Here is a 20,512-nt window from a genome sequence, read left to right on the forward strand (position 1 = left end):
CAGAATTACCCGAAGTTACTGTATTGGCGGGGCAATCCCGGGCACAAACAGGCTCAAGGAATGCATAGACTCGAGGCCATGACCATCCGTGCCACGACGTCCGCGGCCGCCGTGCCGCCCCGTCGGCGCCCGTCCGCCGCCTGGCCGGTGCTCGCGCTGCTGGTGAGCCTGCCGCTGGCGGTCCTCTCCGTATTCCGCGCCATCCCGGCGGGGTGGCCAACCGTCGTCGTCCAACTCCTGGCCTTCACTCCCTGGCTGGTGATCCCTGCCGGAGTCGCCTTGGCTTTGTCCGTCATCGGCAGAAGGGCGTGGCTGGCCTGGCTGACGGCTGCCCTCGCGGCCGCGCAGCTCTTCTGGCTGTTCCCCCTGGATTACGGGAGGGGCGCTCCGGAGGCCGGCGCAGGGACGGTGCCGCTCACGGTGATGAATATAAATTCTGAGTTCGGCCAGGCGGAGGCCGCGGAAATCGTCCGGCTGGTGCGGGAGAACGGCGTGGGACTGCTCACGGTCCAGGAGCATTCCCAGGCTCTCGAAGACAGGCTTGCCGCCGCGGGGCTGCCTGAACTGCTGCCGAACCGGCACAGCGATCCCACGGACGACGCCGGCGGCAGCGCGATCTACTCGGCGCACCGTATCGAAGCGGTCGGCGTCCTGCCCGATACACCGTTCCAGATGCCGATCGTCCGGCTCACCGTTGAAGGCACCGCAGCGCCCGCCGTCCTCGAAGTCGCGAACGTCCATGCCCTGGCACCAGTGGACGTGCGCGTTGACCAGTGGCGGAGCGATCTCGCCGCCCTGACCCGGCTGGCGGCGCGCCCCGGCAACCGCCTCCTGGTCGGTGATTTCAACGCCACGTACGACCACTCCGAATTTCGCGCGCTGCTCGACGGCGGCCCTGACGGCCGGAAGATGGTGGACATCGGGACCTCCGCGGGAATGCGGCTCATTCCTACCTGGCCGATGGAGGGGCAGTGGCTGCCCGGTATCGCCATCGACCATCTGGTTACCAGCCCGGGTATTACCGGTTCCGGGTACGCGGTCCACCGCGTACCCGGAACCGACCACGCCGCGATTCTGGCGACGCTGAGACTGCCTGCAGGCTAGCGCCCGGTTTTCGGCTGCTCGAACTGTTGCGGCAGCTTCATGCCGGTCTCGGCCATGACGGCGCGGAGCCTGTCAGGGTAGTCCGTGATGATGCCGTCCACGCCGGCGGCGATCAGCGAGCGCATGGTGGGCTTATCGTCCACGGTCCACGGGATGACCTGCATGCCCTCTGCATGGGCGCGCTGCACCATGTCGGCCGTGACATAGGGGACATAGCCGGGATCGGCCACCGAACCGTTCTGGGGCGAGCCATGCACCGGGGAGATGGCGTCGAAGCCCAGGTGGGAGGCCGCAGAGACGAGGTCTCCGCCAAAGTCGTCCGAATCAATGCCGCCGAGCCAGGGTGAGCTGCCGGGCTGTCCGGCCTGGAGGAAGTCCTTGTTCGTCAGGGCCACGGTGCGGATCTGCGGATCACGCTGCTGGACCAAGCGCAGGGCGCCCCAGTCAAAGCTCTGAATGGAAACCCGGTGCTGCATGTTGGCAGCCTTGATTTCCCTCAGTGCTATGTCCACGAACTGCTCACGTGGCGCCGTCTGCTCCGGGGCGCCGGCTTCAACCTTGGTCTCGATGTTGAACTTCACCCGGCTTGCCCGGTAGGAGTCCGCCAAAGCGAAGACTTCCGCCAGAGTGGGCATGTGTGCACCCGGGGAGGCGGCCTGTCCGGGGAACTGGGGAAGGGTGAGGGTCCCGCAGTCCAGGCTCCGGACCTGGGCAAAGGTCAGATCCTTGACGTACTTGCCCACATAGGGGAACTGCGGATCGCCAGCCTCCACCGGAGCCGTGTCCCGGCACTTGGCCGGGCTGATCTTGCGATCATGCGTGACGACCTCGCGGCCGTCCTTGGTGATCTGAAGGTCAAGCTCGAGCGTGGTGACGCCGGTCTCGATTCCCGTGGCGAAGGAGGCGAGCGTGGACTCGACCGTGAGTCCGATACCGCCCCGGTGTGCCTGGAGGTCGAAGTGGTTGTCGCCTCCCTGCGGGTTGGTGTCGGCTGCCACGGCTTGGGACGGGAGCGCGAGGAGCAGGGCTGCGCTGAGTATGGCAGCGCCGAGCGTCTTCGGGTGGTGCATGGTGTGGTCTCCACTCTGGTGGTGTGCAGGTGCACGTGCCACCGTTACCGCCGAGGGCCAACAACGTGCCACAGCCGCACAACGCGCACACCAACCGGAGATGAACCTCGGGTTGCTGGGGAGACCCGGGTTGCTGGGAAGTCCCGGCAAGCAGGTCACCCGGCCCCCTTGGGCCCGGGGGCCCGGGCCCTGAACCGTGGGCCCCGGGCCCCTTCTCAGCCCTGCTTGCGGATCAGTTTGTAGTTGGCGGCCTGTGCCACCGGCCGGATCACGATCTGGTCCAGGTTGACGTGATGCGGTGCCGTCACGGCGTAGCGGACCACATCTGCCACGTCCTCAGCCGTGAGCGGCTTCTCCACGCCCTGGTACACCTTCCCGGCCGCCTCCTGGTCGCCCAGCCTGTTGAGGGCGAACTCCTCTGTCTGCACGAGGCCCGGGGCAACTTCGATGACACGGAGATTGTTTTCCACCTCTTCCAGCCGGAGCGCTCCGGTCATGGCGTGCTGGGCGAACTTGGCCGCGTTGTAGCCGGCACCGCCCTCATAGGCGGCGAGTCCCGCCGTCGATGTCAGGTTCAGGACCGTCCCTTCCCCGCAGGCCCTCAGCATGGGAAGGAAAGCCCGGGTCAGTTTCATGGTGCCCAGGACGTTCACGTCGAACATCCATTCCCAGTCCTCGGTTTTGGCTTCGGCTATCCGGTCCGCGCCCCTGGCGCCGCCGGCAATGTTGATCAGTGTGTCGATACCGCCGGCCCGGGTCACCTCGGCCAGGAGCCGTTCCACGTCGTCGTCGTCGGCGATGTCCGCCGAAACCGCCGCCGCCCCGGTGGCCTCGGCCAGCGCCGCCAGCCGGTCCGCCCGGCGGGCGACTGCGAAGACAGTCCACCCCTCGGCCCTCAGCGCGCGGACTGTGGCTTCGCCAATTCCCGTGCTTGCTCCCGTTACTACTGCTGCCTTTGTGCGCTTTTCCTCAGTCATGGCACCACCCTAGCGCCGGAGCAACTCCGGCAGCACGCGGGCGTCACGGGGTGCCACGGCAGGGGGTCGCGCAGGCGATGGAAGAGATCATGAAACAATTGCCCCATGGCTGAAGACACTCAGGGTACAGACACGCCCACCACCGCCCCCATCAACGTTCCGGACAAGCCCGCCCTCGAGGGGCTGGAAGACGCCCTCACCCGGCGCTGGCTTGACGAAGGGACCTACAAGTTCAACCCGGACACCACGCGGGAGCAGGTGTACTCGATCGACACTCCCCCGCCCACTGCGTCGGGATCCCTGCACGTGGGGCACATGTTCTCCTACACCCAGACCGACGTCCTGGCGCGATACCAGCGCATGACCGGCAAGAACGTCTTCTACCCGATGGGCTGGGACGACAACGGCCTGCCCACAGAACGCCGCGTCCAGAACTATTACGGCGTGCGCTGCGATCCGGCCATCCATTACGACGCCGGCTACCGCCCGCCCGCTGAGCCCGCCAAGAACCAGCGCGACTTTGATGTCATCTCGCGCCGGAACTTCATCGAGCTGTGCGAGGAACTCGCCGTCGAGGATGAGAAGGTCTTCGAGAACCTGTTCCAGACGCTGGGCCTGTCCGTTGACTGGGACCTGACCTACCGGACCATCGACGACAAGTCCCGTGCCATCTCCCAGCGCGCCTTCCTTGCGAACCTCGCCGCCGGCGACGCCTACATGGCAGAAGCCCCCACGTTGTGGGACGTCACCTTCCGCACAGCTGTTGCGCAGGCCGAGCTCGAGGACCGCGAGGTCGCCGGGGCCTACTACCGCTACCCGTTCTTCACCGAAGACGGCGAGAAGATCTACATCGAGACCACCCGCCCTGAACTGCTGGCCGCCTGCGCCGCCCTGGTGGCAAACCCCGACGACGAACGGTACCAGCCGCTGTTCGGCAAGAAGGTCACCTCTCCCCTGTTCGGCGTCGAGGTGGAGGTGAAGGCGCACCACCTCGCCAAGGCGGACAAGGGCTCCGGCATCGCCATGGTCTGCACCTTCGGCGACCTCACCGACGTGACCTGGTGGCGCGAGCTCCAGCTGCCCACCCGTGCCATCGTGGGCCGCGACGGCCGCATCGTCGGCGAGACCCCGGAGTGGATCACCACCGAGGAAGGCCGTGCAGCCTTTGCCGCCATCGCCGGCAAGACGGTGTTCAGCGCCAAGGAAGCAGTGGTAGAGCAGTTGACCGCTGGCGACCTCCTCGACGGCGAGCCCAAGAAGATCATGCACCCGGTCAACTTTTTCGAGAAGGGCGACAAGCCCCTCGAAGTGGTGACCTCACGCCAGTGGTACATCCGTAACGGCGGCCGGGATGAGGACCGTCGCGAACGCCTGATCGGACGCGGCAAGGAGATCGAATTCCACCCTGCTTTCATGCGCTCCCGCTACGAAAACTGGATCTCCGGGCTGAACGGTGACTGGCTGGTGTCCCGCCAGCGCTTCTTCGGTGTGCCGGTGCCGGTCTGGTATCCCCTCGACGCCGACGGGAACCCGGACTACGACGCCCCGGTCCTGCCGACAGACGAGCAGCTCCCGGTCGATCCGGCTGCTGACGCCGCTCCCGGATACGAGGAAGCCCAGCGCGACGTGCCGGGCGGCTTTACCGGTGACGCCGACGTCCTCGACACGTGGGCCACGTCCTCGCTGACGCCCCAGATCGTGGGCGGCTGGAGCACGGACGAGGCGCTTTTCGCCAAGGTCTACCCGTTCGACGTGCGCCCGCAGGCCCACGACATCATCCGGACGTGGCTGTTCTCCACGGCCGTGCGTGCCGACGCGCTGCAGGACGCGGCACCCTGGAAGCACGCAGCCATCTCGGGCTGGATCCTCGACCCGGACCGCAAGAAGATGTCAAAGTCCAAGGGCAACGTGATCGTTCCCACCGACGTGCTCGAGGAGTATGGCTCCGACGCGGTCCGCTACTGGGCGGCGTCTGCCAAGCTCGGCGCGGACACCGCCTATGAGATCGCGCAGATGAAAATCGGCCGCCGCCTGGCCATCAAGCTCCTCAACGCCTCGAAGTTCGTCCTGAACCTGGGCGCCACGGAGAACTCAGTGGTTTCCACGGACCTGTCCGTGCTGACCAACCCGCTGGACCGTGCCGTGCTGGCCCAGCTTTCGGACGTCGTGGCCCAGGCCACCAAGGCGTTCGAGAACTACGACTACGCCCGCGCGCTGCAGATCAGCGAGAGCTTCTTCTGGCAGTTCACGGACGACTACGTGGAACTCATCAAGGACCGCGCCTACGGTGCGGCCGGCGAACCCGAGAAGGCGTCGGTGCTGGCGGCGCTGGCCACCACGCTGGACACGCTGCTGCGGCTGTTCGCACCGTTCCTGCCGTTCGCCACCGAAGAGGTCTGGGGCTGGTGGCGCAGCGGATCAGTGCACCGCGCCGAGTGGCCGGCCGTCCTGGAGGTCTCCGACGGCGACACCACCATGCTCGCGACTGTCGGGGTGGCGCTGAGCGGCATCCGCAAGGCCAAGTCCGAGGCGAAGGTCAAGCAGCGCACTGAGGTGCTGTCCGCCACCATCACAGCCACGGAGTCGATCACCACCCAGCTGAAGGCAGGCCTCGCCGACCTGAAAGCCGCCTCCAATGCGCGCGAGCTGACACTCGTGGCTGGCGAAGGCGAACTGACGGTCAGCGATGTGGTCCTGGCCCAGCCGGAGGACGCGCCGGGCGCCTAGCCGGCAGTTTCAGGGCAAAGGGGAAGCCCCATCAGCGTTTTGCCGTTGGTGGGGCTTCGACTTTTTCGATTGTCTCGTGACGTCTGTGACAATCTGGCGGAATCCTCGGAATTTCAGGTCTTCCTACCTCGTCACTGGTAGCCAGCTTCTGACTTTGCCGAAGGCTGCGTCAGATGCGTGTCACTGAATCTTTGGTTTCCGTGTCCCTCTTCTTTCGAAGTGGGTAAGAACTATTGTTGTCCTCCTCCGGGGCATCCGCAAGGGTCCCCGGCGAATTACAGGACAGTAATTCTCATGGGCCTGACGTTAGTTGAATTCGGGCCGCTCGGTGCGGCTTCGCTTAATTTCGAAGAAGTGCGGGCAAGCGGCCAGTGTCACTGCGGCGTCCCACAGGCGGCCGGCTTCCTCGCCCCTGGGAATGCGCGTCAGCACCGGACCAAAGAACGCCGTGCCGTTGAAGGCCACCACCGGCGTTCCCACATCCTGCCCCACAAGGGAGATGCCCTCTTCATGGCTGGCGCGCAGCTGCTCGTCGAAGGCGTCCGAGGAGGCTGCGGCGGCGAGCCCGGCGGGCAGGCCGCATTCGGCCAGGGCCTTACTGATGACGACGCCGAAATCCTGCTCGCCGCCGTCGTGGATCAGGCTGCCCATTGCGTCATAGAGCGGCTTGATGACGTGGTCACCATGCTGCTCACGAGCGGCGATGATCACGCGGACGGGTCCCCAGGCTTTGTCCATCGCTTTCCGGTAGTCAGGGTCGAGCTCCCGGCCCTCGTTCAGCACCGAAAGGCTCATCACGTGCCATTCGGTTTCGATGTCACGGACCTCCTCCACCTCGCCCACCCAGCGGGACGTGATCCAAGCGAAGGGGCACAGGGGGTCGAACCAGAAGTCGGCTTTGCTCACGGTGGTTTCAGGCACGGTGGTCTCCTTGGAAAGGTCATCAGGGCATGGCGCACTCAGGCGCGCATCTACCAAGAGCAAAGAACTAAGCAGATTTATTCCGCCGCTTCGCCACGACATCGTGGGCGATCATGGTGGGCTGGGCCTTCTTGGCCACCACGTCAGCCGTGATCACAACGCTGGCGATATCGTCCCGGCTCGGGAGGTCGAACATGACGGGGAGGAGTACTTCCTCCATGATGGCGCGGAGCCCGCGGGCACCGGTCCCCCGCTCGAGTGCCTGGTCCGCGATCATGTTCAGTGCTTCGTCGTCAAACAGCAGCTCCACGCCATCCAGCTGGAACATCTTCTGGTACTGCTTCACCAGGGCGTTCTTCGGCGTGGACAGAATCTGGATCAGGGCAGGCCGGTCCAGGTTGGAAACCGTGGTGATGACCGGAAGCCGGCCGATGAATTCCGGGATCAGCCCGAACTTCAGCAGGTCCTCCGGCATGACCTCGCCGTAGGAGTCGGCGTTGTTTTTGACTTCATTCAGCGGAGCACCGAAGCCGATGCCCTTGCGTCCGGACCGCGAGCCGATGATCTCTTCGAGGCCGGCGAACGCCCCGGCAACGATGAACAGCACGTTGGTGGTGTCAATCTGGATGAATTCCTGGTGCGGGTGCTTCCGTCCGCCCTGCGGGGGAACCGAGGCAACCGTCCCTTCCAGGATCTTCAGCAGCGCTTGCTGCACGCCCTCGCCGGAGACATCCCGGGTGATGGAAGGATTCTCGCTCTTGCGGGAGATCTTGTCGATCTCGTCGATGTAGATAATGCCCTGTTCGGCCTTCTTGACGTCATAGTCGGCGGCCTGGATGAGCTTCAGGAGAATGTTCTCGACGTCTTCACCCACGTAGCCGGCCTCGGTCAGCGCCGTGGCGTCCGCGACGGCGAAAGGAACGTTGAGGCGCCGGGCCAGGGTCTGGGCCAGGTAGGTCTTCCCGCAACCGGTGGGGCCGATCAGGAGGATGTTCGACTTGGCGATTTCGACGTCGTCGTGATGGACGCCTTCGGCGAGGCTGCCGCTCTTGGGGGCGTGGCCGGCCTGAATCCGCTTGTAATGGTTGTACACCGCGACGGCGAGGGAGCGCTTGGCCGGCTCCTGGCCGATGACGTATTCCTGCAGGAAGTCGAAGATCTCCCGCGGCTTGGGCAGTTCGAAGCTGCCGAGGTCCGCTACTTCCGCGAGCTCCTCTTCAATGATCTCGTTGCAGAGTTCAATGCACTCGTCGCAGATGTACACGCCGGGCCCGGCAATGAGCTTTCGCACCTGCTTTTGGCTCTTTCCGCAGAAAGAGCACTTCAGCAGATCCGTGCTCTCGCCAATCCGAGCCATATGTGAACCCCTTAGTATCTTGCTGCCACCGCAGCACTGCACCGGTTGCTGGAATCACGGTGGGTCCGGAAGGTCCGGCCGTGACATGTTCCACTCTAGGTCACATTCGGCCTGAGGGGTGGAACCTTACGTATTGAAAACGAAAGCCGGTGCGGTCCATTTTTCATGAACCGCACCGGCTCCGCGTGTCGTGCCAGTTACCTGGCGATCGCCTGCGGCTTGATCTTGCGGGAGTCAAGGACCTGGTCGATGAGCCCGTAGGACTGCGCCTCAGCGGCTGTGAGGATCTTGTCACGTTCGATGTCGTTGTTGACCTGCTCGGACGTGCGGCCCGAGTGCTTGGCCAGCGTGTCTTCGAGCCAGGAGCGCATGCGCATCACTTCAGCAGCCTGGATTTCGAGGTCCGAAGCCTGGCCGCCCTGGCCGCCGGACAGGGCCGGCTGGTGGATCAGCACGCGCGCGTTGGGCAGTGCCAGGCGCTTGCCCGGTGTCCCGGCTGCGAGCAGGACAGCGGCGGCGCTTGCCGCCTGGCCCAGGCACACAGTCTGGATCTCGGGACGGATGTACTGCATGGTGTCGTAAATGGCCGTCATGGCGGTAAAGGAGCCACCCGGGGAGTTGATGTACAGCGTGATGTCGCGGTCCGGGTCGGTGGACTCAAGCACCAGCAGCTGGGCCATAACGTCGTCGGCGGAAGCGTCGTCCACCTGCACACCGAGGAAGATGATCCGGTCCTCGAAGAGCTTGGTGTACGGGTCCTGGCGCTTGAAGCCGTAGGGGGTGCGCTCCTCGAACTGCGGCAGCACATAGCGGCTGGTGGGCAGGTTCCCGGCAGACGATCCGAAATTGTAGTTCATGTTCATTTCTCCTGGAATCATTTCTGTCTAAGCCGGTTACTTTTCCGAGCCGCTGGCGTTTTGTGTTCCGCCGCCGCCGGCCACCGATCCCGCGTGAGCGGCGATCTTGTCGAAGAAGCCGTACTCGAGGGCTTCCGTTGCCGTGAACCACTTGTCGCGGTCATTGTCCTTGAGAATGGTCTCCACGGACTGGCCGGTCTGGTCGGCGGTGAGTTCCGCCATGACCTTCTTCATGTGGAGGATGAGCTCGGCCTGGATCTTGATGTCCGACGCCGTGCCGCCGATGCCGCCGGACGGCTGGTGCATCAGGATACGCGCGTTCGGGGTGGCGTAGCGCTTGCCCTTGGTGCCGGAGGAGAGCAGGAACTGGCCCATCGACGCAGCCAGGCCGGTGGCGACGGTGACGACGTCGTTGGGGATGAACTGCATGGTGTCGTAGATGGCCATGCCTGCCGTCACGGAACCGCCCGGCGAGTTGATGTAAAGGTAGATATCCTTATCCGGGTTTTCCGCGGACAGGAGCAGCAACTGCGAGCAGATCGCATTGGCGTTTTCATCGCGGACCTCGGAGCCAAGCCAGATGATTCGCTCTTTCAGCAGGCGGTTGTAGATGTAGTTGTCCTGGGCTGCCGGATCGACAGTAGCCATCCGGGGGCCCCCTGCTTGCTGTGACATATGTACTTACCTCTCGCTGGCGACGGTGACGTCACGGGACGACGCCACTGAAAATCACTACTTGGACACTAACCGGTTTCGCGGCCTTTTTGTTCTCACGGATCGCACTGTTCGCTGACGGCGCACGATTGGCGCAACGGCAACGCACAGCACGGCACAGCCGCCATTCCGGCCCTGGAAATTCCGGGCTTAACCATTCCGGGCTTAACGGGGGAAGCCCCCGGATCAGGGATCCGGGGGCTTCCGTGCAACGGGTGTTAGAACTTCACTGCTGCCGGGTCATCACTCGGCGTGGCTTCCTCAGCGGAAGCTTCACCTTCAACGGCTTCGCTCTCAGCGGCCGGAGCTTCTTCAGCCTCAGCGGTTGCAGCTTCTTCGCCGCCGGGGCGGACGAAGTCGCTCAGGTCAACCTTGTTGCCTTCGGAGTCCGTGACGTCGGCCTGGCCCAGGACTACGGCCAGCGCCTTGCGGCGGCGGACCTCGGAAACCATCATGGGAACCTGGCCGGACTGGTCGATGATCTGGGCGAACTGGTTCGGGTCCATGCCGTACTGGCTGGCGGTGGTCACGATGTAGTCGATCAGCTCGTTCTGGCTGACGCCGACCTCTTCCTTGTCAGCGATGGCGTCAAGGATGATCTCGTTCTGGAAGGCACGCTCGGTGTTGGCCTTGACCTCCGCGCGGTGCTCTTCGGTGTCGTGCTCGCCCTCGCCGTGGGAGTTCTCGGCCTTGAAGTGCTGCTCCAGCTGCTCTTCGACAACCGAAGCGGGGACCGGAACCTCAACGAGCTCAACGAGCTTGTCCAGGACCTTGTCGCGCGCCTCGACACCCTGTTCGACAACCTTCGATTCGGCAGCCTGCTTGGCGAGGTCCTCGCGCAGTTCGGCCAGCGTGTCGAACTCGGATGCCAGCTGGGCGAAGTCGTCGTCGGCCTCGGGAAGCTCGCGCTCCTTGACGGACTTGACCACTACCTTGACCTGGGCGGCTTCACCGGCGTGGTCGCCGCCAACGAGGGTGGTCTCGAAGATGGCGTCTTCGTCGGCGCTGAGGCCGGTAACGGCCTCGTCCAGGCCCTCGAGCATGGTGCCGGCGCCGACCTGGTAGGACAGGCCGGAAGCGGAGTCAACTTCAGCGCCGTCGATCGAGGCGGTGATGTCGATAGTCAGGAAGTCACCGTCCGCGGCGGGGCGGTCCACGGACTTCAGCGTGCCGAAGCGGCCGCGGAGTTCGTCGAGTGCCTTGTCAACGTCTGCTTCGGAAGACTCGGCAGCCGAAACCTCGACCTTGATGCCGGCGTAGTCCGGCAGTTCGATCTCGGGACGGATGTCGACTTCAGCGTGGAACTTGAGTTCGCCGTCGGTCGCGGTGGGGTCCGGAACTTCGGTGATTTCAACCTCGGGACGGCTCAGCGGGCGGATTCCAGTTTCCTGGACGGCCTCCTGGTACCAGCCGTTGAGGCCTTCGTTGATGGCGGTCTCCAGCACGTAGCCGCGGCCGACACGCTGGTCGATCAGCTTTGCGGGGACCTTGCCCTTGCGGAAGCCAGGGACCTGGATCTGCGAAGCAACAGTCTTGTATGCCTCTTCGATGCTGGGCTTCAATTCCTCAAAAGGGACCTCAACATTGAGCTTGACCCGCGTGGGGGTGAGGTTCTCGACAGCGCTCTTCACAGTCTAAGTACTCCTGGTTTTGTGGGATGGGGTTCTGCAAACGCAATGATCTGACAAGCTGCAGAGTCGGGGTGACAGGATTTGAACCTGCGACTTCCTGCTCCCAAAGCAGGCGCTCTAGCCAAGCTGAGCTACACCCCGTAAGTGCACAGAACAGTCTACGGTCATAACGGCCGGATATGCACATTTGACACCGGGGCCCTGAATTAGGTTTAGTTGTATCCGGCTCGAGCAGCCGACCGGAAGAAATGCAGCAGTAACGCATCTCCACGGGGACGTAGCTTAATGGTAAAGCCTCAGTCTTCCAAACTGATTACGCGGGTTCGATTCCCGTCGTCCCCTCCAGGACAAGTCGTCCCCTCCAGGACAACAAGTCTTCTCCAAGACACCAAACAGCCCCTCTCCGGAGGGGCTTTTTTGTTGCCTCAGGACGCCTGCTGGCACACGGGGCACCAATAGAGCTTGCGGGCCGCAAGGTCCGTCAGCGCCACGGGGGTTCCGCAGTCGCGGCAGTCGAGGCCGTGCCGCCGGTAGACGAAGTGCGACTCCTCCGGCGCCGGAAGTCCGGCAGCGGGCTCGGTCCAGTAACCGGGAGGCGTGGTGATGATCCTGCCGTCGCGGACGCCGTCGGACATCACGCGGACAGTGTCTTCCCACAGTGCGCCGGCCGCGTCCGTGTCCAGGGAGCGTCCGGGGAGCCAGGGGTCCAGGGCCTGGCGGAAGAGCAGTTCGGCGCGGTAGACATTCCCGACGCCGGCTATCACCTTCTGGTCCATCAGCAGCGCGGCAAGGGGCGTCTTCCGGGCGCGTACCCCCGCGATGAAGCCTTCCTTGTCCCCGGGAAGGTTCCGCAGCGGGTCCGGACCCAGCCGGCCCAGTACGGTGCCGGCCTCCTCCTCCGTGATGGCGTGGCACGTCGTGGCGCCCCTGAGGTCCGCCCAGCCGTGGCCGCCGGCAAGCCGGACGCGGACGGCGCCGACGGGCGCCGGCGGGCCCGCGTACGCCGTATCGCCGTCGACACTGCTGCCGGTGCTGCCGTCAAGGGCAGCGGCGCCCGTCACGCCATCGTCGAACACTTCCCGCTCCCCCACCTTGCGGGGCGCGCCGATGCTGGACGCGCCCCGGAACGTGGCATCGCCGCCGAAGTCCCAGGCGCCGTAGAGGCCGAGGTGCACGTGCAGGACGAGCCCGTGCTCGAAACGCAGGAAAAGGTGCTTGCCGTGGGCCATCGTGCCAACGAGGGTGCGCCCGTCCAGCAGCGCCGCGCCATCGGCGAACCGGCCCTGCGGACTCGAAACGGCCAGGCACTGGCCGGAGAACACGTCCGCGAACTGGCGGGCCAGCCGGTGGACCGAATGCCCTTCGGGCACTAGGCGATTACCTCGCCCGTGTTTTCGTAGGCCGCGATCTTGCCGATGCGGCGGACGTGGCGCTCATCGTTGCTGAACGGCTCCTGGAGGAAGGCCTCGATGATTTCCGTCGCCTCGTCCACGCTGTGCTGGCGGCCGCCGACCGCGACGACGTTGGCGTCATTGTGCTCGCGGGCCAGTGTTGCCGTGGACAGGTTCCAGGCCAGTGCGGCACGGACGCCCTTGACCTTGTTGGCGGCGATCTGCTCGCCGTTCCCCGAACCGCCGAGCACGATGCCGAGGGCGTGGACGCCAGCAGCCTGGTCCGCGACGACAGCCAGGGCCGCGTTGATGCAGAAGGACGGGTAGTCGTCCAGCGCATCGTATTCCTTGGGTCCGTGGTCCACTACGGTGTAACCCTTGGCCGTGAGGTGGGCGACCAGGTGGGCGCTGAGCTCCATGCCCGCGTGGTCGGTGGCGATGTGGACGCGCGGAAAGTCGGAAGAAGTGGTCACGGCATTGTCCGTTCAGTCGTTAGCACCGGTAGGCTTCCGGGCTGCTTCGGGGGTCGGATCCAAGCGTACTAGGGTGCGGGCCCCGGCTGCCTGCCCTGAACACTCCGCGGACAGCGCTGCGGACCTCACGGCTGCGGCGGGCGCTTCTCGCCGCGGGCCCGGGCGGCCACGCGGGACAGGACGGCGGCCACCTTTTCAGCGGATGCGGTGCTGCCGCCGCTGACGGCCACCTTCTTGCCGTCGGCACGGTTGACGACGACGGCGGGGCCGCTGCTGACCAGCATGGCGGTGGTCCCGCCGTGGTGGCGGTAGCCCCAGCCGCCGTAGTCTGCGGCACGGACATCCGCCGGCGCCGCCGAGGAAATCGCCGATGCCGGAATCTCCATGACGCGGACGAATCCTGCAACGAACACCCGCAACCCGCTGCGGTCAACGATGATCCGGGCGAAGAGGAAAGCCGCCGCCAGCACGGCCAGTACCACCAGGAGGGCGCCCAGCCACGGGACGGCAATGGCGATCAGCGCAGCAGGGAAGAGCGAGGCGATGCCCAGCATCACAAACACCGAACTGCGCGCGTGGACCCACAGCCGCACTGAATCCGCGGCAAGATCAGGGTCCAGTTCACGCTCCAGCGCCTCCTGCAACGCCCGCTCATCATCCACCGACCACCGCTCGTCGGCCTTGAAAACGAAACACATGATGATGCCGAGGGGCAGCGCCGCCCCGCTTCCCAGGGCGAGAACGGACATGTCGACCCGTGCTTCGCGGACGTCGGCGATTCCAGCCTGCCCCACGAGCACTGCAGCCAGCACCGTCGTGACAAAAAGGCTGACGCTGAGTCCCGCGCCCATCATCAGACGCCGCATTATGGCGGGCCGGTTCAACGGCACGGCCTGCCCCAGGACGAGCCAGCCCACCACCACGATGATCAGGCCACCGAAGGTCACGAAGGCGGAAAACGGCGCGAACCCGGCCGGGCCGGCGTCGGACCAGCGCACCGCCATGGGGTCCGGCACGTCCGGCCTGAGCAAAAGTGCGCAGACAACGAAGGCGGCGGCCAGCAACACAGGGAATACCGCCGCGAACCGCAATGCCCTGACGTCCACCGAATCCCTGATCTTTCCCATACCTCAACGCTACTCCGCGCCGCCGCCGCGTGATCCACCTAACTTGCCATCGCCCCTTGGAGTGAAAGAATGACGTCAGAGTGCCGGCGATGACCGTTGCCGGCCGGTATACGCAACCCTTTCTGGAGGCCACACCTTGCCAGGCATGAACCTGACGCGCGCCGAAGCCCGCGAGCGCGCCAACCTCATCTCCGTTGAGTCCTACGACGTCAGCCTGGACCTGACCCGGGGCGACAAAGTCTTCGGGACCACCACCGCCGTAAAGTTCAGCGCGCGGCCCGGGTCCTCCACCTTCATCGACGCGGTAACCGACAAGGTCCTCAGCGTGATGCTCAACGGCGAGGAACTCGACCCCAAGGAAGTGTCCGACGGTGTACGCATCCAGCTCCCGTACCTGGCCGCGGAAAACGACCTGCTGGTAGTCGCCGAAGCGCCGTACATGAACACCGGCGAAGGGCTCCACCGTTTCGTGGACCCGGTGGACAACGAGGTCTACCTGTACACGCAGTTCGAGGTTCCGGATTCCCGCCGGATGTTCGCAGTGTTCGAGCAGCCCGATCTGAAGGCGAGCTTTACGTTCACCGTCACCGCGCCGTCGCACTGGGACCTGGTGTCCAACTCCCCCACGCCTGTCCCCATCGAAACCATTCCCGGCGAGGACGGCGGCGCCCGCTCCGTCTGGGAATTCGCCGCCACCCCGCGGCTGTCCTCCTACGTCACGGCGCTGGTCGCCGGCCCGTACCAGTCCGTGCGCAGCGAGGTGAAGTGCGCCGACGGGCGCGTTGTTCCGCTGGGCGTGTTCGCTCGCAAGTCGCTCATGCAGTACCTGGATGCGGACAACATTTTTGAGCTCACCCGGCAGGGATTCGAGTTCTTTGAGGCGCAGTTCGGCTGCCCCTACCCGTTCGAGAAGTACGACCAGCTCTTCGTTCCCGAGTTCAATGCCGGCGCAATGGAAAACGCCGGCGCCGTGACCATCCTGGAAGGTTACGTGTTCCGCGGCAAGGTCACTGGCGCGCAGGTTGAACGCCGTGCCATCACCGTGCTGCACGAGCTCGCACACATGTGGTTCGGGGATCTCGTGACCATGCGCTGGTGGAACGACCTCTGGCTGAACGAATCGTTCGCCGAATACATGTCCCACCTGGCCGCGGTGGAGAACACCGAGTTTGGCCACGCCTGGACCACGTTCGCCTCGGTGGAGAAGTCCTGGGCCTACCGCCAGGACCAGCTGCCCACCACGCACCCGATCTTCGCCGAGATCAACGACCTGCAGGACGTTGAGGTGAACTTCGACGGCATCACGTACGCCAAGGGCGCCTCGGTGCTGCGCCAGCTGGTTGCCTGGGTGGGTCCGGAGCAGTTCATGGCCGGGGTCCGCGAGTACTTCAGCAAGCACGCCTGGCAGAACACGGAGCTCAGCGACCTCATGGTGGAGCTGGAAAAAGCCAGCGGCCGTGACCTGGACCAGTGGGGGCGGCTGTGGCTGGAAACGGCCGGCGTCAACACGCTGTCTCCGGACGTGGCCGTGGATTACGCAGGAGTCATCACGTCCTTCGCCATCGTGCAGTCCGCCGTTGCCGAGCAGCCCACCATTAGGCCGCACCGCCTCGCCGTCGGCTTCTACAACGTCACCGACGGGCAGCTTGTCCGGGTTCACCGCGAGGAACTGGACGTCGACGGCGAACGCACCGACGTGCCTGCCCTCGCCGGCCTGCAGCAGCCCGACCTGATCCTGATCAATGATGACGACCTCGCCTACGCCAAGGTCCGGCTTGACCCGAAGTCGCTCGCTACCGCCACGGCCCACCTGAAGGACTTCCGCGAGAGCCTGCCGCGGACGCTCGTCTGGGGCTCAGCCTGGGACGCCGCGCGCGACGGCGAAACCCCGGCCCGCGGCTACGTTCAACTGATCCTCGCCAACATCGCCTCCGAATCCGATTCTTCGGTGATCCTGGTCCAGCTCCGCCAGCTGGCCACAACGCTCAGCTTTTACGTCGCCGAAGAGCACCGTGAAGAGACGTCCGTGGCCGCCGCGGACACGCTGTGGGACCTCGCCGGCGCAGTTCCGGCGGGATCAGACTCACAGCTGCAGTTCGTGAAGTCCTTCGCCCTGCTGGCCCGCAGCGAAAGCCAGCTGGATAGAGTCTCGGCGCTGCTGGACGGCTCCGAGTCCCTGGCCGGCCTCACCGTCGATCAGGACCTCCGGTGGGAGCTGCTCGCGTCGCTGGTGGCCGGCGGCCGGTCCGGCCAGGAGCAGATCGACGCCGAACTTGAGCGGGACAACACCGCCAACGGCCAGAACGCTGCCGCACTGGCCAAGGCAGCCATCCCCACGGCCGAGGCCAAGGCTGCGGCCTGGGAGTCCATCGTGGTGAAGGGCGAGCTCTCCAACGCCCTCCAGGCGTCCGCGGTGGCAGGTTTCACCCGGGTGCTGGACCCGGCCCTGCTGGCGCCTTATACGGAGAAGTACTTCGACGCCGTTCCCGGCATCGTCGCCAACCGCACCCACGCGCTCGCCCAGCAGATCGTCGTCGGGCTGTACCCGGCACAGCAGACCACCCAGGCCACCGTGGACCGGACCGACGAGTTCCTGGCTACGCTGCCTGAAGACAGCGCCGCCCTGCGGCGCATGATGCTGGAAAACCGCGACGGCGTGGCGCGCGCGCTGCGGGCCCGCCAGGCCGACGTTGGGTGAGGAGCGGTTTCATGGCCCTTGATGAGCACCGCTACGCCGTGACCGTCCGCTGGACCGGGAACCGGGGAGACGGAACGTCGACGTACCGGGGATACTCCCGCGACCACGATATCGAAATCCCCGGACTTCCCGTCCTCAAAGGTTCCGCGGATCCCACCTTCCACGGGGACAGGACGCGGTACAACCCCGAACAGCTGCTGCTGGCCGCCCTGTCGCAGTGCCACATGCTCTCCTTCCTCCACGTGGCCGTGAAGCACGGCGTGGTGGTGACGGCCTATGAGGACCGCGCCGAAGCCCTGATGCGGACCAACCGCGACGGCAGCGGCCAGTTCGAGTCCGCCACGCTCCGGCCCGAGGTGACCGTTGCGGCCGCCGTGGACGCCGCCCTCATGGACCAGCTGCACGAGGAGGCGAACAAGGTCTGCTTTATTGCCCGGAGCGTGAACTTTCCCGTCCTTCACGAACCCGCGGCCAAGGTGCAGGAGGCCTAACTGCGGGCAGGAATTGTTCCGCGAAGGAATTCGTCGAGGAGCCGCCGCTCGGTTTCGGGACTGAGTCCGGCCTTCCGGTCCCTGTCCAGGCCGCGGCGGCGTTCGTCGTCGAGCGTGTCCCGGAGCGTGTCCTGCCACGGGCGCAGCCTGAGGCCTGCCGCCAAGGCGGCGTCGTTGGAGCGGGCGGCAAAACCGTCACGCCCCGGCGGGAGCCAGAGGGGCAGTGAATCCGGGCCCGCCCAGTAACCGATCCCCCGGGCAACCAGCCAGTCTTCCGGCACTGCCAGTGCGCGGCCAACGTAGTTAGCCTGCCGCTGGGATTCAGCCAGGTAGTCATCGAACCCTACACCGCCTCCCACCGCGTTCAGGGCGCCGGTAATCCCCCGTCCGGCGGCTGTGAGCACCCATGCGGCGAGGTCCCGGACGTCGATGACCTGCGTGGCACTGGGGCCGATGGCCGGAACAATGACCGGCTCCGCGTCACGGGAGAACCGGGCCGGCCAGTAGCCGTAGCGGTCCGAACCGTCTCCGGGACCGCCGATCAGTCCGGCCCGGCAGAGGTGAGCTTTCCCGCCGGCAATGGATGTGGCGTACTGTTCGATCGCCGATTTCGCCTCGCCGTAGTTCTCCGGGGACAGGGCAGTGCCCCGTGCGAGCGGACGTAACAAAGCTGCGTCCTCGTCCGCTCCCGTCAACGAATGATCGGCATACACTGAGCAGCTCGACACCACGGTCCAGTGCGCGGTCCTCGGCGACAGCGCCTCCAGCGCTTCCCTGGCCTGCTCCGGGTCACGGGCCACATCGACGACGGCGTCCCAGTCCCCTTCCGCTTCTTCATAGGCCTGGTGCCCGGTGGTGCGATCCGCGCGCAGCCAGGTGCTTCCTTCAGGCGGAGGGACCGCCAACCCCCGGGCAAGACAGGTCACTTCGTGGCCCGCGGCGGCTGCCTGCCGGGCAATTTCGGCTGACAGGAAGGCTGTGCCGCCAAGAACCAGGATGCGCATGCAGCCACGCTACGGCGCTAGTGTTGAAGGTGAACAGAGTGTTATGCGCCCGGCGAACGAGAACGCCCGGCAGCTCCGGCGGAAGCCGATAAGCAGTAAGGAGCATCCCAGCCGATGTACATCATGTCGACGATCACCACACCCGCGGCACCAGACGTCTCTGACATCAACGCCGCCGGAATCGTGATCAGCATCGGAGTGGGCGTCACGATCTGGCTCATAGCTTCCTTTGTGATTGTTGGAATCACCAAGAGCGTGGCCGCGGGCACTACGTTCTTCAAGAAACCGCACTTCCGCTGGGTGGCACCTGCCCTTCGCGCCCTGGACCACGAGCGCCGCGTCCAGCGGGCCAGGACCATCGGTTCCCTGCTGAACAGCGTGGCGGGTGTCCTCATCGCCGTGATCACCATCATGTACGTCCTCAAGAACCTGGACGTGGACATCGCGCCGCTCCTGACCAGCGTGGGCATCCTGGGTGTCGCCATCGGCTTCGGCGCGCAGCAGCTCATCCGCGACTTCTTGGCCGGCATCTTCATCACGATCGAGGACCAGTACGGAATCGGGGATGTCATTGAGACCAGCGAGGTGGTGGGCACGGTGGAGTCCATGGGACTCCGCATCACCCGCGTCCGCTCGGACGACGGCGCCATCTGGTACCTGCGCAACGGTGAGATCCTGCGGGTGGGCAACCGCTCCCAGGGAAACTACGTGGCGCCGGTGGACGACGACGCCACGGTTGTGGCCGAGCCCCAATCCGCACCCCAGCAGAAGGCCGGAGAGTAACCATGAGCATGCCAACCCCTGAACAGCGCCAGCCCAAGATGCTGATGCAGAACGATCCCTTCACGCAGCCCGGGTACACGGACAACTTCTATGACGCCGTGGGCGGCCACGAGACCTTCGTGAAGCTCATCGATGTCTTTTACGACGGCGTGGCCGCAGACCCGCTGCTGCGGCCGATGTACCCGGAAGAGGACCTGGGACCGGCCAAGCGGCGTTTCCTGATGTTCCTTGAGCAGTATTGGGGAGGCCCCACGACCTACGGGGAGGAACGCGGACACCCCCGCCTGCGCATGCGCCACATGCCGTTCCGCGTCACTCCCGAGGCGAAGGACCGGTGGCTGCACCACATGCGCACGGCAGTGGACGCGCTGGAACTGCCGCCACTTTACGAGGGCACCCTCTGGGATTACATGGAGCGCGCTGCGCTGTCCATGGTGAACAGCCCCTCGGACGCCTGAGGACTATCCCCAATCAGCGCCGCTTCCGCCGCGTCGCGAGCGCGGCGCGGGCGTTGCCGCCAAAATGCACCAGCACGGCAATCAGAAGGAAAGCCACAAGCACCTGCGCCGTCGTCATCAACGCGGCCGGCCAGCCGCCCTCGAGCGTCGGATCGAGGAAGTCGTACACGTACCAGCCATCGATCGCCCCGCGTATCCAGGAGTAGATGAGGAAGGCGGACGGGTAGATGAGCCATGCGAGGGGCCGCCACCCTTTGCCGGGGACGGTCTTTGTAACCAGGAGCCAGTCGAACGCCATGAACAGCGGAGCCAGGCGGTGGTGTGCCAGCTGGGGCCAGTACATGTCCCAGCTCCACCACGGCTCGTCCGGCGGGGCGACGAGGACTGCGTAGATGATTCCTGTCATCAGCAGATAGAACGTGAGTGCGCCCAGCAGGTGGTCCCACCACTCCGGCAGCCGCGCCCGCGTCCGTGCCGCGGAAACGACAAGGACCAGCCCCAGGACGAGGTTCGACTGGACCGTGAATTCCGAATAGAGCTGGCCGATGTCCACATCGCTGCCCGGAAGGGTGGCGTCGTACGTCTTCCGGACAAGGGCGACCAGCACGAAGACGCCGACCGCAAGGCGGAGCAGGCGGATCCAGGCGCGGTCGGGATGCAGCGCATCGTTGAAGCCGGGGTGGCGCTCGATCGGGGGAACCAGAGTAGCGACGACGCTCATGCGCTCAC

General features: G+C 65.4%; 18 protein-coding genes and 2 tRNA genes. 7 read left to right on the top strand and 13 right to left on the bottom strand.

Features of this window, described 5'->3' with window-relative positions:
- Positions 1-60 precede the first annotated feature (60 nt).
- The gene (locus tag WMN78_RS18595; RefSeq protein WP_340535219.1) at positions 61-1,104 is read left to right on the top strand and encodes an endonuclease/exonuclease/phosphatase family protein; all 1,044 of its coding nucleotides are present in this window, start codon (positions 61-63) and stop codon (positions 1,102-1,104) included.
- Here WMN78_RS18595 and WMN78_RS18600 read toward each other — a convergent pair.
- Both WMN78_RS18600 and WMN78_RS18605 read right to left on the bottom strand, forming a co-directional pair.
- The gene (locus tag WMN78_RS18600; protein WP_340535221.1) at positions 1,101-2,174 is read right to left on the bottom strand and encodes a glycerophosphodiester phosphodiesterase; all 1,074 of its coding nucleotides are present in this window, start codon (positions 2,172-2,174) and stop codon (positions 1,101-1,103) included. The genes WMN78_RS18595 and WMN78_RS18600 overlap by 4 nt on opposite strands.
- Positions 2,175-2,389: 215 nt before the next feature.
- Positions 2,390-3,151 (bottom strand): SDR family oxidoreductase, encoded by a 762-nt coding sequence (locus WMN78_RS18605; RefSeq protein ID WP_340535222.1) that lies wholly within the window; start codon positions 3,149-3,151, stop codon positions 2,390-2,392.
- Between the two features lie 105 nt (positions 3,152-3,256).
- Between WMN78_RS18605 and valS the strand changes: the two genes are divergently transcribed.
- Positions 3,257-5,878 carry a valine--tRNA ligase gene (gene valS, locus WMN78_RS18610; RefSeq protein ID WP_340535223.1) on the top strand — a complete coding sequence of 874 codons (2,622 nt, stop codon included), beginning with the start codon at positions 3,257-3,259 and terminating at the stop codon, positions 5,876-5,878.
- Positions 5,879-6,184: 306 nt separating this feature from the next.
- Here valS and WMN78_RS18615 read toward each other — a convergent pair whose 3' ends face one another.
- From WMN78_RS18615 to WMN78_RS18640, 6 genes are all read right to left on the bottom strand, one after another.
- Positions 6,185-6,799 (bottom strand): DsbA family protein, encoded by a 615-nt coding sequence (locus tag WMN78_RS18615; protein WP_340535224.1) that lies wholly within the window; start codon positions 6,797-6,799, stop codon positions 6,185-6,187.
- 67 nt (positions 6,800-6,866) lie between these two features.
- Positions 6,867-8,156, bottom strand: coding sequence for an ATP-dependent Clp protease ATP-binding subunit ClpX (clpX, locus tag WMN78_RS18620; protein ID WP_340535225.1), 1,290 nt, complete (start codon positions 8,154-8,156; stop codon positions 6,867-6,869).
- A gap of 197 nt (positions 8,157-8,353) precedes the next feature.
- Positions 8,354-9,013, bottom strand: coding sequence for an ATP-dependent Clp protease proteolytic subunit (locus WMN78_RS18625; RefSeq protein ID WP_309980128.1), 660 nt, complete (start codon positions 9,011-9,013; stop codon positions 8,354-8,356).
- A 36-nt stretch (positions 9,014-9,049) separates the two neighbouring features.
- The gene (locus WMN78_RS18630) at positions 9,050-9,661 is read right to left on the bottom strand and encodes an ATP-dependent Clp protease proteolytic subunit (protein WP_340535228.1); all 612 of its coding nucleotides are present in this window, start codon (positions 9,659-9,661) and stop codon (positions 9,050-9,052) included.
- 284 nt (positions 9,662-9,945) lie between these two features.
- Positions 9,946-11,358 carry a trigger factor gene (gene tig, locus WMN78_RS18635; RefSeq protein WP_340535229.1) on the bottom strand — a complete coding sequence of 471 codons (1,413 nt, stop codon included), beginning with the start codon at positions 11,356-11,358 and terminating at the stop codon, positions 9,946-9,948.
- A 66-nt stretch (positions 11,359-11,424) separates the two neighbouring features.
- Positions 11,425-11,499 (bottom strand) — tRNA-Pro (locus WMN78_RS18640).
- A gap of 130 nt (positions 11,500-11,629) precedes the next feature.
- Here WMN78_RS18640 and WMN78_RS18645 point away from each other — a divergent pair.
- Positions 11,630-11,703: transfer RNA gene (locus WMN78_RS18645), tRNA-Gly, on the top strand.
- An 80-nt stretch (positions 11,704-11,783) separates the two neighbouring features.
- Here WMN78_RS18645 and WMN78_RS18650 read toward each other — a convergent pair.
- The 3 genes from WMN78_RS18650 to WMN78_RS18660 all read right to left on the bottom strand — a co-directional run bounded on the left by WMN78_RS18650 (position 11,784) and on the right by WMN78_RS18660 (position 14,349).
- Positions 11,784-12,728, bottom strand: coding sequence for an Fpg/Nei family DNA glycosylase (locus tag WMN78_RS18650; protein ID WP_340535230.1), 945 nt, complete (start codon positions 12,726-12,728; stop codon positions 11,784-11,786).
- Positions 12,728-13,222: a ribose-5-phosphate isomerase gene (locus WMN78_RS18655; RefSeq protein WP_305941307.1), complete on the bottom strand. Its 495-nt coding sequence runs from the start codon at positions 13,220-13,222 to the stop codon at positions 12,728-12,730. The genes WMN78_RS18650 and WMN78_RS18655 overlap by 1 nt, the downstream gene beginning before the upstream one ends.
- Positions 13,223-13,347: 125 nt before the next feature.
- Positions 13,348-14,349, bottom strand: a complete 1,002-nt coding sequence (locus tag WMN78_RS18660; protein WP_340535231.1) for a hypothetical protein — start codon at positions 14,347-14,349, stop codon at positions 13,348-13,350.
- Between the two features lie 145 nt (positions 14,350-14,494).
- Between WMN78_RS18660 and pepN the strand changes: the two genes are divergently transcribed.
- The gene (gene pepN / locus WMN78_RS18665) at positions 14,495-17,047 is read left to right on the top strand and encodes an aminopeptidase N (RefSeq protein ID WP_340535232.1); all 2,553 of its coding nucleotides are present in this window, start codon (positions 14,495-14,497) and stop codon (positions 17,045-17,047) included.
- 11 nt (positions 17,048-17,058) lie between these two features.
- The gene (locus tag WMN78_RS18670) at positions 17,059-17,538 is read left to right on the top strand and encodes an OsmC family protein (RefSeq protein WP_340535233.1); all 480 of its coding nucleotides are present in this window, start codon (positions 17,059-17,061) and stop codon (positions 17,536-17,538) included.
- Here WMN78_RS18670 and WMN78_RS18675 read toward each other — a convergent pair.
- A complete protein-coding gene (locus WMN78_RS18675; RefSeq protein ID WP_340535234.1) occupies positions 17,535-18,542 on the bottom strand; it encodes an NAD-dependent epimerase/dehydratase family protein in 1,008 nt (335 codons plus the stop codon). The genes WMN78_RS18670 and WMN78_RS18675 overlap by 4 nt on opposite strands.
- A gap of 114 nt (positions 18,543-18,656) precedes the next feature.
- On the opposite strand from WMN78_RS18675, the gene WMN78_RS18680 reads away from it, so the two are divergent.
- Together WMN78_RS18680 and WMN78_RS18685 are read left to right on the top strand one after the other, a co-directional pair.
- Positions 18,657-19,325 carry a mechanosensitive ion channel family protein gene (locus tag WMN78_RS18680; protein ID WP_340535235.1) on the top strand — a complete coding sequence of 223 codons (669 nt, stop codon included), beginning with the start codon at positions 18,657-18,659 and terminating at the stop codon, positions 19,323-19,325.
- A gap of 2 nt (positions 19,326-19,327) precedes the next feature.
- Positions 19,328-19,783, top strand: coding sequence for a globin (locus WMN78_RS18685; protein ID WP_340535237.1), 456 nt, complete (start codon positions 19,328-19,330; stop codon positions 19,781-19,783).
- Between the two features lie 13 nt (positions 19,784-19,796).
- Here WMN78_RS18685 and WMN78_RS18690 read toward each other — a convergent pair whose 3' ends face one another.
- The gene (locus WMN78_RS18690) at positions 19,797-20,504 is read right to left on the bottom strand and encodes a Pr6Pr family membrane protein (protein WP_340535238.1); all 708 of its coding nucleotides are present in this window, start codon (positions 20,502-20,504) and stop codon (positions 19,797-19,799) included.
- Between the last annotated feature and the right edge of the window lie 8 nt (positions 20,505-20,512).

The sequence above is a fragment of the Arthrobacter oryzae genome (genome assembly GCF_037911235.1).
GTDB lineage: Bacteria > Actinomycetota > Actinomycetes > Actinomycetales > Micrococcaceae > Arthrobacter > Arthrobacter oryzae_E.

Excerpts from the sequence above, each read along its gene's own strand:
- WMN78_RS18625 (WP_309980128.1), bottom strand. The coding sequence starts at position 9,013 with ATGAACTACAATTTCGGATCGTCTGCCGGGAACCTGCCCACCAGCCGC.
- valS (WP_340535223.1), top strand. The coding sequence starts at position 3,257 with ATGGCTGAAGACACTCAGGGTACAGACACGCCCACCACCGCCCCCATC.
- WMN78_RS18605 (WP_340535222.1), bottom strand. The coding sequence starts at position 3,151 with ATGACTGAGGAAAAGCGCACAAAGGCAGCAGTAGTAACGGGAGCAAGC.
- WMN78_RS18670 (WP_340535233.1), top strand. The coding sequence starts at position 17,059 with ATGGCCCTTGATGAGCACCGCTACGCCGTGACCGTCCGCTGGACCGGG.
- WMN78_RS18675 (WP_340535234.1), bottom strand. The coding sequence starts at position 18,542 with ATGCGCATCCTGGTTCTTGGCGGCACAGCCTTCCTGTCAGCCGAAATT.
- WMN78_RS18680 (WP_340535235.1), top strand. The coding sequence starts at position 18,657 with ATGTACATCATGTCGACGATCACCACACCCGCGGCACCAGACGTCTCT.
- WMN78_RS18630 (WP_340535228.1), bottom strand. The coding sequence starts at position 9,661 with ATGGCTACTGTCGATCCGGCAGCCCAGGACAACTACATCTACAACCGC.
- WMN78_RS18690 (WP_340535238.1), bottom strand. The coding sequence starts at position 20,504 with ATGAGCGTCGTCGCTACTCTGGTTCCCCCGATCGAGCGCCACCCCGGC.
- WMN78_RS18595 (WP_340535219.1), top strand. The coding sequence starts at position 61 with ATGCATAGACTCGAGGCCATGACCATCCGTGCCACGACGTCCGCGGCC.
- WMN78_RS18600 (WP_340535221.1), bottom strand. The coding sequence starts at position 2,174 with ATGCACCACCCGAAGACGCTCGGCGCTGCCATACTCAGCGCAGCCCTG.
- clpX (WP_340535225.1), bottom strand. The coding sequence starts at position 8,156 with ATGGCTCGGATTGGCGAGAGCACGGATCTGCTGAAGTGCTCTTTCTGC.
- WMN78_RS18660 (WP_340535231.1), bottom strand. The coding sequence starts at position 14,349 with ATGGGAAAGATCAGGGATTCGGTGGACGTCAGGGCATTGCGGTTCGCG.
- pepN (WP_340535232.1), top strand. The coding sequence starts at position 14,495 with ATGAACCTGACGCGCGCCGAAGCCCGCGAGCGCGCCAACCTCATCTCC.
- WMN78_RS18685 (WP_340535237.1), top strand. The coding sequence starts at position 19,328 with ATGAGCATGCCAACCCCTGAACAGCGCCAGCCCAAGATGCTGATGCAG.